Genomic DNA, 12,013 nt, shown 5'->3' on the forward strand with positions numbered 1-12,013 from the left:
GTCAGACCATCTTTTCACCATGGAAGTTAAGTGCTCAAAGGGAACTTATATAAGGACTCTCTGCCATGACATTGGCCTGTCACTTGGCTGCGGAGCAGCGATGCAGCATCTTACAAGGACAAGGGTTGGAGCGTTTTCTTTAGACACGGCTATCACTCTTGGCCAGGTGGAAGAGATGCGGGATAACGGGACTTTGGATGAATACATCAAATCTCCCGAGTATATTTTCAGGGACCTTGACAGCATACACGTAAAGGACAGCGCCAGAAAGATCCTTGAAAATGGCAACAGCTTCAGGCTTGATAATGTACTTTCCGAGGACCCGGAAGGAGTCAACGACACAGAGTACGCTGAAGACATGTTTAAGGAAGGCGATATGGTAAGGGTTTACTCCGAAGATGATACCTTCTTTGGAATATACAAGTACAGCGCCAAGAAAAAGACCTTTGACGTGGACAAGTTCTTTTTCGAAAAAGATTGAAAGACCCAGGTGGGGCGTAATAATAGATATATGCAGATAATCACAAGTACTAACGAACTTAATATAAAAGATAAAACTGCCATAGCCATGGGCAAGTTTGACGGGATCCACTTGGGGCACAAAAAGCTCCTTTCCAAGATCCTTGAGGAAAAGCAGGATGGCCTTAAGTCATGTGTTTTCACCTTTGAACCATCCCCGGAGGAGTTCTTTGTGGGACACAGAGTTGGACAGCTCTTTACCAGGGATGAAAAGAGAAGAGCCTTTGAGAGAATGGGCATCGACATCCTTGTGGAGTTCCCTTTAAATGCTGATACGGCAGCTACTCCTCCCGAGGATTTTGTGAGAGATATCCTCTTCGAGGACCTGAATGCCAGGTATATCGCAGCTGGAACCGATGTCTCTTTTGGCGACAAGGGAAGGGGCGATCAGTACCTTCTTAGAAACCTTAGCAAGGACATGGGATTTGAGCTTGAACTCATCGACAAGGTCATGTTGGACGGAGCAGAGGTAAGTTCTACGAGAGTCCGCAATGAAGTCACTGATGGCAACATGGCTTCAGTCAAAAGGCTTCTTGGAAATTACTACAGCGTCAGCGGCATCGTGGAGCATGGAAGACATATCGGACATACAATTGGAGTTCCAACTGTCAACATACTTCCGCCAGAGGGCAAGCTCCTTCCACCTTACGGAGTCTATGCCAGCGAAGTCCATATCGGGGAAAAGAGCTATCACGGAATGACCAATATTGGCAGGAAGCCTACGATCTCAGATAAAGAGAGAGTTGGCGTTGAGACATACATCTATGACTTTGACGAGGATATCTACGGCAGGTTTATAGAGGTGAGCCTTTTGGAGTTCACAAGACCGGAAATAAAATTTGACTCCATAGAAGCTTTAAAAGCCCAGATCGAGCAGGATCTTAGGAATGTAAGGTACAGGTCATAAATCACTTTACACATCTGGCTTTTTGTGCTAACATAAATTGGTTGCCGGCTAAAATCACGGCGACAAAACGTACACTACCTATACTAAGGTTTTGGCAACTCCAGCCTGGCCCTGGTATCAGGCAAATAGAATTGTGAAACACAAGGAGAAAAACAATGATCGCAAAAGAAAAGAAAACAGAAGTTATCGAGAAGTTTGCCAGAAAGGCTGGCGACACAGGATCACCTGAGGTTCAGGTAGCTATCCTTACAGAGAGAATTAAGGAGCTCAACGAGCACCTTCAGAAGAACCCTAAGGATCACCACTCAAGAAGAGGTCTTCTTAAGATGGTTGGTCAGAGACGTAGCCTTCTTGGTTACCTCAAGAAGAAGGACATCGAGGCTTATCGTAAGCTCATCGCTGACCTTGGTCTTAGAAAGTAATTTCTTAGAAGATAAAGGCGGAATAAGGCTGGCAGCCCTGCCAGCTTGTTCCGTCTTTTCACCATTAATGAGAATATGCGCAAAATGCGCTTTTCTATAGAAGACGAAAACATGTTTAAACTGCACACGCCCCTGAAGCACAGAGGATTTTCTGTGGATGACGGACCGCGGATGAGCAGAAGAAGGAGACAAACAAAATGGTAAAAACTTATTCAATGGAACTGGCCGGACGTACCCTTAAGGTTGAGATCGGCAAGGTAGGCAAACAGGCAAACGGCTGCGCTTTCATGCAGTACGGAGACACAACTGTTCTCTGCACAGCTACAGCATCAGCTAAGCCAAGAGATGGAATTGATTTCTTCCCACTTTCAGTAGAGTACGGTGAGAAGTTCTACGCAGTAGGAAAATTCCCAGGAGGATACAATAAGAGAGAGGGTAAGCCTTCAGAGAACGCTATCCTCACAAGCCGTGTAATCGACCGTCCTATGAGACCTCTTTTTCCTAAGGACTACCGTAACGACGTTACAATCGAGACTATGGTAATGGCAGTTGATCCTCAGTGCCGTCCTGAGCTTGTAGCTATGCTTGGTGCATCTGTATCAGTATCAATTTCTGATATCCCATTCGATGGCCCTTGCGCTATGACACAGATCGGTATGGTAGACGGTGAGCTTATCGTTAACCCTACTCAGGAGCAGTGGAACACAGGTGACCTCAAGCTTACAGTTGCATCTGTAGGTCAGAAGGTTATCATGATCGAGGCTGGTGCCAATGAGATTCCTGAGGAGAAGATGAAGGAAGCTATCTACAAGGCTCATGATGTAAACCTTCAGATCATCGAGTTCTTCAAGGGTATTGTTGCTGAGGTTGGTAAGCCTAAGCACGAATACACAAGCTGTGCAGTTCCTGAGGAGCTCTTTGCAGCTATCAAGGAAGTTGTTCCTCCAGAAGAGATGGAGAAGGCTGTATTCACAGATGACAAGCAGACAAGAGAGGGCAACATCGCTGAGATCACAGACAGACTCACAGAGAAGTTTGCTGACAACGAAGAGTGGCTTGCAATCCTTGGCGAGGCTATTTATCAGTACGAGAAAAAGACAGTTCGTAAGATGATCCTTAAGGATCACAAGAGACCTGATGGTCGTGAGATCAAACAGATCAGACCTCTTTCAGCTGAGGTTGATCTTATCCCAAGAGTACACGGAAGCGCTATGTTCACTCGTGGACAGACTCAGATCTGCGACGTTGTAACACTTGCTCCTCTTTCAGAGGCTCAGAAGGTTGAAGGTCTTGATGCTTTTGCTGCTGACAAGAGATATGTACACCAGTACAACTTCCCTGCTTACTCAGTAGGTGAGACCAAGGTTTCAAGAGGACCTGGACGTAGAGAGATCGGACACGGAGCTCTTGCAGAGAGAGCACTCCTTCCTGTTCTTCCTTCAGTTGAGGAGTTCCCATATGCAATCCGTGCAGTATCAGAGACATTCGAGTCTAACGGATCAACATCAATGGCTTCAACATGTGCTTCATGCATGTCACTTATGGCTGCTGGTGTTCCTATTAAGAAGATGGTTGCTGGTATTTCCTGTGGCCTTGTAACAGGTGATACAGATGACGATTTCGTAGTACTTACAGATATCCAGGGTCTTGAGGACTTCTTTGGAGATATGGACTTTAAGGTAACAGGAACCAAGGACGGTATCACAGCTATTCAGATGGATATCAAGATCCACGGTCTTACAAAGCCTATCGTTGAGACAGCTATTGCTCAGTGCCGTGAGGCTAGATTATTCATCATGGACGAGTGCATGAGCAAGGCTATTGCAGAGCCTCGTAAGGAAGTATCCAAGTACGCTCCTAAGATCGTATCTCTTCAGATCGATCCTGAGAAGATTGGCGACGTTGTTGGACAGCGTGGAAAGACAATCAACGAGATCATCGCAAGAACTGGCGTTAAGATCGACATCACAGATGATGGTAAGGTTTCAGTTTGCGGCGAGGATGCAGATGCAATCCAGAAGGCTGTTGATATGATCAACGTAATCGTAACTGACTTTGAGAAAGGCCAGGTATTTACAGGTAAGGTTGTAAGCATCAAGGAGTTCGGCGCATTCGTAGAGTTCGCTCCTGGTAAGGAAGGCATGGTTCACATCAGCAAGATTTCCAAGGAGAGAATTGACCACGTTGAGGACGTACTTACACTTGGCGACACAGTTAAGGTTGTATGCCTTGGTAAGGACAAGATGGGAAGAATCAGCTTCTCAATCAAGGACTGCGCACAAGGCTGATGACCTGACGATCGTTCTTTGGAGTCTGGTCAGAAGCTTGTTCTGGCAAGCAAAGCGAGAGCAGAATTTCCTTAGCTTAAATTAAAACATTCAACACAGGCCGGTGTGTCTTTCACATACCGGCCTTATTTAAAGACAGGAAAATACAATGGGTAACACAAAAGAAACAATAGCTGAAATAAATAAGAGACGTACCTTTGCCATCATTTCCCACCCGGATGCAGGTAAGACAACACTGACAGAGAAATTTCTTTTATACGGAGGAGCCATCAATATGGCTGGATCCGTTAAAGGTAAGGCAACTGCAAGACACGCAGTATCTGACTGGATGGAGATCGAGAAGCAGAGAGGTATCTCAGTAACTAGTTCAGTTCTTCAGTTTAACTATGAGGACTGCTGCATCAATATCCTTGATACCCCTGGACACCAGGATTTCTCAGAGGATACCTATAGAACACTGATGGCTGCTGACTCTGCAGTCATGGTCATCGACGCAAGTAAGGGTGTTGAGGCTCAGACGCGTAAGCTCTTTAAGGTCTGCGCCATGAGCCATATTCCGATCTTTACCTTTATCAACAAGCTGGACAGAGATGCCATGGACACCTTTGATCTTCTTGATGATATTGAGAATAACCTTGGCATTGCCACATGCCCTATGAACTGGCCAATTGGTTCAGGTAAGAACTTTAAGGGTATCTTCGACAGAAGAGAGGGCCACATTGTTACTTTCTCTGAGACTCAGAAGGGTACCAAGGAAGGAAAAGAGACCTTCATAAATCTTGATGACAAGGCAGCAATAGACAGCGAGATTGGCCAGGATGCATATGATAAGCTTACTGGTGAGATCGAGCTTCTTGACGGAGCTGGCGCTGAATATGACCTTGAAAAGGTAAGAAAGGGAGAGCTTACTCCGGTATTCTTTGGCTCAGCTCTTCAGAACTTTGGTGTAGAGCTCTTTTTACATCACTTCCTTAAGATGGCGACACCTCCAACAGGCAGAACCTCTGCTGATGGAACTGTTATAGATCCGCTTGAGAACGATTTTACAGCCTTTGTTTTCAAGATCCAGGCCAACATGAACAAGGCCCACAGGGACAGAGTTGCTTTCATGAGGATCTGTTCCGGAAGATACGATGCAGACAAGGAAGTTAAGCACGTTCAGAGCGGAAAGGTAATGCGTCTTTCACAACCTCAGCAGCTTATGGCTGACGAGCGTAAGATCCTGTCAGAGGCCTATGCGGGCGATATCATGGGTGTATTTGACCCAGGTATCTTTTCAATTGGGGATACAGTCTGCATGCCAAAGGACAACGTAAGATACGAGGGAATCCCTACATTTGCTCCAGAGCATTTTGCAAGGGTTCGCCAGGTTGATACCATGAAGCGTAAACAGTTCGTAAAGGGTATCACTCAGATCGCCCAGGAAGGTGCAATCCAGATATTCCAGGAGTACAACACAGGTCTCGAGGAAATTATTGTTGGTGTAGTTGGCGTACTGCAGTTTGACGTCTTGAAGTTTAGGCTGGAAAGCGAGTACAATGTAGATATAATTTTAGAGTCACTACCTTATGAGTACATCAGATGGGTGGACAATGAGGATGTGGACATGTCTTCACTTGTTGGAACTTCCGACATGAAGAAGATCAAGGACATGCACGACAGACCACTTCTTTTGTTTATCAATGAGTGGAGCGTTGGCATGACAATGGAGAGGAACAAGGGGCTGGTTCTTTCTGAATTCAAGAAGAACTAAAGTTTTTTTGGAGGAAGGCATTTGAAAAAAAGTTGGCTGCTAACTAAAAAAGAGATAGCATTCCTTTTGGCTGCAGCTTTGCTTTCAGCGGGATTATCCGGCTGTCAGTATAAGAGCTTTGACGACTACTTAAGAGCTCTTGGGATGAAGGATCCGGTAGCTGTTGAAGAAGTTGCTACTAATGAGTCTGTTTCTGAAGTTTCTATTGAAGAAGCAAAAGAGCTGGTCCAGGAAGTTGTGGATATTTCTGAATATAATGGCGCCACCGCAGATGATGGTGTAAACCGCATCTCTGGTGACGGAGTTCCTATGGGAATCGACGAGTATCCTGATGGGGCTCCTGCGCTGGCTGATTCAGATTATGCCAGCTTTTATAAGAGCTACGAAGATGCTGAAGAAGAGATCATAGAAAAGAGAGAGGCTGTTGGCCTTACTAAAACCGGCATTGAGAAGCTCAAAAAAGAGCAGGAGGGCCTTTACGCCTATGAGAGACTTACAGATGCAGGTAAGACTCTCTATGTTGAGATGCTTGCTATCATGAGGCATCTTGCCAGTGATGTTAGTGTTTCTACTACCAGTGATGAAGCCATAGAGCTGGTTTTTGAGTATGTATCAATGGATCACCCGGAGCTCTTTTACGTAGAAGGCTATCAGTATACTGATTACCGCAGAGGCGATGAGGTATCAAGGATCGCTTTCTCTGGTACCTACACTTATGATGAGGCTGAGGTAAAAAGACGTCAGACTCAGATCAATGAGGTGGTGAACAGATGCATAGCAGCTGCGCCTGCTTCAGATGATGAATATCTTACCATCAAGTATGTTTACGAATATCTCATCAAGAATACAGAGTACGACAAGGATGCTCCTGACAATCAGAACATCTGCTCAGTATTCCTTGGTGGCAGAAGCGTATGTAATGGTTACGCCAAGGCTGCACAGTACCTTTTAAGTAAGCTTGGTGTTGATTGTACTTTTGTAACTGGAATGGTAACAACCAAGAGTGGACAGCAGTTCAGACACGCATGGAATCTGGTTCTGTGCAACGGCGCCCACTACTATTTAGATGTAACATGGGGAGATGCATCCTACCAGACTGCTTCAGGAGAGAGCGCAGATCCGGCCCTTCTTCCAGATGTGAACTATGATTACCTGAACGTTACTACAGAGGAGATAGAAAGACAGCACACTCTGAATGATATCGTCGATGTTCCGGTCTGCTCCTGCATGACAGACAACTACTATGTAAGGGAAGGCGAGTACTTTACATCAGTGGAGCCTGCACTTGTTCAGGACCTCTTTGACAGGAAGTATGCTGAAGGTGCCAAAAACGTCACCATCAAGTGTGCAAACGATGCAGTTTACAATGAGCTTTTTGATCAGCTCTTTACTCAGGGACAGGTATTTAACTATATGCAGGGCTATCAGCCCACGGTTACCTATACTTCTTTTGAGAAGACAAGGACCATAATGATCTGGCTCTGAGCAGGAAAACCGGAAATATGATATACTATTGTAGATTATAATTTGTGAGGTACTTAAGTTATGGGAAAAGAGATTGCAGAGGTAGGATCTGTTAAGATCGCAGATGACGTAGTTGCAAGAATTGCAGCTCTTGCAGCACTTGAGGTTGATGGTGTATCAGCTATGGCTGGTAACTATACAAGCGACAAGCTTGAAAAGGTGAGCCGCAACAATTTAGCCAAGGGAGCTAAGGTTATCGTTGGACAGAACGAAGTAAAGGTTGATCTTTCACTTATGATGTCCTACGGCTTTAACATCCCTGCAACATGCCAGCAGGCCCAGACAAGGGTTAAGGCTTCTGTTGAGAACATGACAGGCCTTGAAGTAACTGATGTCAATATCAGGATCGCTGGTATCACAATGCCTAAGGCATAAAAAGGAAAACGAAATGAATAGATCAGAACTTAGAGAGCAGGTTTTTAAGCTGCTCTTTCGTGTTGAATTTAACACAATGGATGAAATGTCTGAGCAGGAGGAACTTTTTGCTGAAACAGAGGATGCAAAGATCAGCAAGAAGGACGCCGACTACATCAGGGAAAAATATGAAAAGATCGCAGAGAAGCTCTCTGAGATTGATGCGGATATAAACAAGCAGACTACAGGCTGGAACACAAGCAGGATCGCCAAGGTAGACCTTGCGATCATCAGACTTGCTCTTTATGAGATCAGATATGACGATTCAGTTCCTACTGGAGTAGCGATCAATGAAGCGGTTGAGCTTGCCAAGAAGTTCGGACAGGACGGCTCAGCTTCTTTTGTTAATGGCGTACTTGCCAAGTTTGCAAAGGATACAGAGTAAATGAGTGGCACAGAGTTTGAAAAAGAACTGCTGGATAGAGCTTCCTATGTGGAGGATATGTTAAAAGAGTTTCTCCCCAAGGAGGAAGGATACGCAAGTACTGTGATAGAGGCTATGAATTACAGTCTGCTTGCAGGGGGCAAGCGCCTTCGCCCGGTTATGATGATGGAATCTTACAAGCTCTTTTCCGGAGCTGATGCTGATATGGAGGTTGTTCGTCCCTTCATGGCAGCCATGGAGATGATCCACACATACTCTTTAGTTCACGACGATCTTCCAGCTATGGACAACGATGAGTACAGAAGGGGCAGGAAGACAACCCATGTAGTTTACGGACCTGGAATGGCAACACTTGCTGGAGACGGACTTTTAAACCTTGCTTTTGAGACAGCGATCATGGGAGCTGCAAGAGGCAAGGCGCTTTCTGATTATGACGGAGAGCAAAAGAGCAGATACCTTGAAGCTCTTTCGATACTTAGCCGTAAGGCCGGTATCTACGGAATGGTGGGCGGACAGTGCGCTGACATAGTCTCTGAGAATACCACCTATACAGATATGGATGAGGCAAAAGAAGTACTCCATTATATCGATGAGAACAAGACAGGAGCCCTTATTGAGAGCAGTCTTATGATCGGTGCTGTTCTTGGAGGAGCTTCTTTTGATGATGTAAAAAAGATTGAGAAGGCTGGAAGTGATGTTGGAATCGCTTTCCAGATACAAGATGATATTCTTGACATAGAGGGGGATGAGTCAGAGCTAGGTAAGCCCATAGGCTCTGATATCAAAAACGGTAAGAGCACCTACGTCAGCATCTATGGAATGGATGCAGCCAGGACCAAGGTAAAAGAGCTATCTGATGAAGCCAGCGATATCCTTAAAGAGCTGGGCTTTGAAGAGAGTTTCCTTGGAAGGCTATTTACGTATTTGATCTACAGAAAGAAATAAGCTACTTAGGCGGTGATGATCATGCTTCTGGATCAGATAAATGAAACAGGCGATATAAAGAAAATACCCCAGTCCCAATACCCGGAGCTTGCAAAAGAGATCAGGGAGTTTCTCATAGACAAGATATCTGTGACAGGAGGGCATCTGGCATCAAACCTTGGTGCAGTAGAACTTACAATGGCTCTCCATGTAGCTCTTGATCTTCCAAAGGACAAGATCATCTGGGATGTGGGACATCAGTCATATACCCACAAGCTTCTTACTGGCAGAAAAGAGGGGTTTGATACCCTGCGCCAGTATGGTGGCATGAGTGGATTTCCAAAGAGAGGTGAGTCAGACAGTGACTGCTTTGATACAGGTCACAGCTCAACCTCTATTTCAGCAGGTCTTGGAATGGTCAAGGCGAGGGACCTTAAGGGAGAGGATTACGCAGTAGTATCAGTTATTGGCGATGGGTCACTCACTGGCGGTCTTGCTTATGAAGCCATGAACAACCTCTCCAAGCTTGAGACCAATTATATTATTATCTTAAACGACAACGAGATGTCCATTTCCGAAAGCGTCGGAGGAATGGGCAAATATCTTGACAGCGTACGTACTGCCCAGGGTTACCTTAACCTCAAAGAGGATGTGTACGCACAGCTTCGCAGTAACACCAAAGTGGTAGATTCCATCAGAAGAGCCAAGAACAGTTTTAAACAGCTCTTCGTTCCCGGAATGGTATTTGAAAACCTTGGTATAACTTACCTTGGACCTGTAGATGGACATGACACTGCAGGTCTTATAAGGGCCATCAAGGAAGCCAGAAAAGTTAAAAAAGCTGTTATGGTCCACGTAGTTACCAAGAAGGGTAAGGGCTATGAACCTGCAGAGAGACATCCTGCAAGATTCCATGGCACAGAGCCTTTTATCGTGGAGAATGGACTTCCAAGGAATCCCAGAACAACTGCCAATTACCAGGATATCTTTTCCACAGTAATGTGTAAGCTCGGTGCCAGGGATGACAAGGTTGTGGCTATCACTGCAGCCATGGCCGATGGAACAGGACTTAAGAGATTCAGGAACATCTATCCTGACAGATTTGTGGATGCAGGAATTGCTGAGGAGCACGCAGTTACCTTTGCTGCCGGCCTTGCAATAGGTGGATACAAGCCTGTATTTGCGGTATATTCTTCATTCCTTCAAAGGGCTTATGACCAGATCATGGAGGATGTATGCCTTCAGAATCTTCCGGTTGTCTTTGCCATAGACAGGGCAGGGCTTGTTGGAAGCGACGGCGAGACTCATCAGGGAATATTTGATCTGTCATACATGTCCACAATGCCCAACATGCATATTATGGCGCCCAAGAATAAATGGGAGCTTTCAGACATGTTGAAGTTCGCAGTTAACGCAGGATGCCCTATGGCAATAAGATACCCTCGTGGAAATGCCTATGATGGACTTAAAGAGTACAGGGCTCCTATAGAGATGGGCAAGTGTGAGCCTATCTATGAGGAGAAAGATATTTGTCTACTTGCTGTTGGCAGCATGGTCAAGATCGGCGAGGAAGTAAGAAATATCTTAAAGGATCAGGGAGTAAGGTGCTCCCTCGTGAATGCAAGATTTGTTAAGCCAATAGATACTGACTATATCAAAGTCGCATCAGCAAACCACAAGCTCTTTGTAACCATGGAAGAGAATGTTGCCTGCGGCGGATATGGCGAGAAGGTAAGAGTCTTCGTAGATGAGAATAGACTGGACTGCAGCGTTCTTAGTATTGCTATCCCGGATCAGTTCGTAACCCACGGAAGTGTTGATAAGCTTCGGTGTGAACTTGGAATAGATCCGCAGTCCATAGCAGATAGAATTTTGAAGGAAATACACAGGTAAGTATATGGCAAAGGAAAAAGAGAGACTGGACGTCCTTGTGGTTTCAAGAGGACTTGCTCCTTCTCGTGAAAAAGCCAAGGCACTTATTATGGCCGGAGATGTATTCGTAAACGGCCAGAGAGAAGATAAGCCAGGAACCACCTTTGAGGAAGATAAGATCACATCACTTGAGGTTAAGGGAGCAACCATTCCCTATGTCTCAAGAGGCGGACTTAAGCTTGCAAAGGCGGTTAATAATTTCGGCCTTGATCTTGCAGGCAAGGTGTGCATGGATATAGGCGCATCCACAGGTGGTTTTACTGACTGCATGCTGCAAAACGGTGCAATTAAGGTCTACTCTGTTGATGTGGGACACGGCCAGCTTGACTGGAAGCTTAGAAGCGACGAAAGGGTGGTCTGCATGGAAAAGACCAACTTCAGATATATGGTCAGGGATGACATTTCAGATGATCTGGATTTTGCATCCTGCGATGTTTCTTTTATCTCACTTACAAAGATCCTGCTTCCTGCAAGACGCCTTCTTAAGGACGGCGGTGAAATGGTATGCCTTATTAAGCCACAGTTTGAGGCAGGCAAGGACAAGGTTGGTAAAAAGGGCGTAGTAAGAGACCCTGCTGTTCACAGCGAAGTGGTACACAGGATATTTGATTACACTGCTGTTGCAGGTTTTGAAGTACTGCACCTTGAGTATTCACCAATTAAGGGGCCTGAGGGAAACATAGAGTATCTGATACATATCCGTAAGGACCCTGAGAAGAATGCTCAGGTAGAGACTCTGACAGAAGCTGATGGAGAAAAACTCCTTAAGCAGATATGTGAAGAAAAAAGCGGAATATCTTTCGGCGATGACAATAACAGACTGATACAGGAAACTGTTTCAAAGGCTCACGGAGAGCTCACTTAAGGAGCGATGGCTCATGGATAAGTTTTGTATTGTTACCAACAAAAACAAGGATAAGGACAACAGCCTCACAAGTCATATCA

The 12,013-nt window shown here is 45.4% G+C and carries 10 protein-coding genes and 1 pseudogene; all 11 read left to right on the forward strand.

Features of this window, described 5'->3' with window-relative positions; translation table 11 throughout:
- Positions 1 to 481 (forward strand): annotated as a pseudogene (locus tag J6I68_RS05090) (tRNA pseudouridine(55) synthase TruB); the annotation flags it as partial.
- 30 nt (positions 482 to 511) lie between these two features.
- On the forward strand, positions 512 to 1,426 hold the full coding sequence (locus tag J6I68_RS05095; RefSeq protein ID WP_292218079.1) for a bifunctional riboflavin kinase/FAD synthetase: 915 nt from the start codon (positions 512 to 514) through the stop codon (positions 1,424 to 1,426).
- A 155-nt stretch (positions 1,427 to 1,581) separates the two neighbouring features.
- The gene (gene rpsO / locus J6I68_RS05100; protein ID WP_292218081.1) at positions 1,582 to 1,848 is read left to right on the forward strand and encodes a 30S ribosomal protein S15; all 267 of its coding nucleotides are present in this window, start codon (positions 1,582 to 1,584) and stop codon (positions 1,846 to 1,848) included.
- Between the two features lie 197 nt (positions 1,849 to 2,045).
- Positions 2,046 to 4,136, forward strand: a complete 2,091-nt coding sequence (locus tag J6I68_RS05105) for a polyribonucleotide nucleotidyltransferase (protein WP_292218083.1) — start codon at positions 2,046 to 2,048, stop codon at positions 4,134 to 4,136.
- Positions 4,137 to 4,284: 148 nt separating this feature from the next.
- Positions 4,285 to 5,889 carry a peptide chain release factor 3 gene (locus J6I68_RS05110; protein ID WP_292218086.1) on the forward strand — a complete coding sequence of 535 codons (1,605 nt, stop codon included), beginning with the start codon at positions 4,285 to 4,287 and terminating at the stop codon, positions 5,887 to 5,889.
- A gap of 21 nt (positions 5,890 to 5,910) precedes the next feature.
- Complete coding sequence (locus J6I68_RS05115; RefSeq protein WP_292218088.1) at positions 5,911 to 7,374, forward strand: transglutaminase domain-containing protein; 1,464 nt, start codon at positions 5,911 to 5,913, stop codon at positions 7,372 to 7,374.
- Positions 7,375 to 7,434: 60 nt separating this feature from the next.
- Positions 7,435 to 7,788 (forward strand): Asp23/Gls24 family envelope stress response protein, encoded by a 354-nt coding sequence (locus J6I68_RS05120; protein WP_292218090.1) that lies wholly within the window; start codon positions 7,435 to 7,437, stop codon positions 7,786 to 7,788.
- 13 nt (positions 7,789 to 7,801) lie between these two features.
- Positions 7,802 to 8,212, forward strand: a complete 411-nt coding sequence (gene nusB, locus J6I68_RS05125; RefSeq protein WP_292218093.1) for a transcription antitermination factor NusB — start codon at positions 7,802 to 7,804, stop codon at positions 8,210 to 8,212.
- Positions 8,213 to 9,157, forward strand: a complete 945-nt coding sequence (locus J6I68_RS05130; RefSeq protein WP_292218095.1) for a polyprenyl synthetase family protein — start codon at positions 8,213 to 8,215, stop codon at positions 9,155 to 9,157. It abuts the gene before it with no gap.
- Between the two features lie 21 nt (positions 9,158 to 9,178).
- The gene (gene dxs / locus J6I68_RS05135) at positions 9,179 to 11,029 is read left to right on the forward strand and encodes a 1-deoxy-D-xylulose-5-phosphate synthase (RefSeq protein WP_292218097.1); all 1,851 of its coding nucleotides are present in this window, start codon (positions 9,179 to 9,181) and stop codon (positions 11,027 to 11,029) included.
- 4 nt (positions 11,030 to 11,033) lie between these two features.
- Entirely contained in the window at positions 11,034 to 11,933 is a 900-nt protein-coding gene (locus J6I68_RS05140; RefSeq protein WP_292218099.1) for a TlyA family RNA methyltransferase, read from the forward strand.
- The last annotated feature ends 80 nt before the right edge of the window (positions 11,934 to 12,013 follow it).

Origin of the sequence: Butyrivibrio sp., from assembly GCF_017940685.1 — a bacterium.
Classification (GTDB): Bacteria; Bacillota; Clostridia; order Lachnospirales; family Lachnospiraceae; genus Butyrivibrio.

Bases quoted from the DNA above. Each gene is read 5' to 3' on its own strand.
- J6I68_RS05130 (WP_292218095.1), top strand. From the start codon at position 8,213: ATGAGTGGCACAGAGTTTGAAAAAGAACTGCTGGATAGAGCTTCCTAT.
- J6I68_RS05110 (WP_292218086.1), top strand. From the start codon at position 4,285: ATGGGTAACACAAAAGAAACAATAGCTGAAATAAATAAGAGACGTACC.
- J6I68_RS05140 (WP_292218099.1), top strand. From the start codon at position 11,034: ATGGCAAAGGAAAAAGAGAGACTGGACGTCCTTGTGGTTTCAAGAGGA.
- nusB (WP_292218093.1), top strand. From the start codon at position 7,802: ATGAATAGATCAGAACTTAGAGAGCAGGTTTTTAAGCTGCTCTTTCGT.
- J6I68_RS05120 (WP_292218090.1), top strand. From the start codon at position 7,435: ATGGGAAAAGAGATTGCAGAGGTAGGATCTGTTAAGATCGCAGATGAC.
- J6I68_RS05095 (WP_292218079.1), top strand. From the start codon at position 512: ATGCAGATAATCACAAGTACTAACGAACTTAATATAAAAGATAAAACT.
- J6I68_RS05105 (WP_292218083.1), top strand. From the start codon at position 2,046: ATGGTAAAAACTTATTCAATGGAACTGGCCGGACGTACCCTTAAGGTT.
- rpsO (WP_292218081.1), top strand. From the start codon at position 1,582: ATGATCGCAAAAGAAAAGAAAACAGAAGTTATCGAGAAGTTTGCCAGA.
- dxs (WP_292218097.1), top strand. From the start codon at position 9,179: ATGCTTCTGGATCAGATAAATGAAACAGGCGATATAAAGAAAATACCC.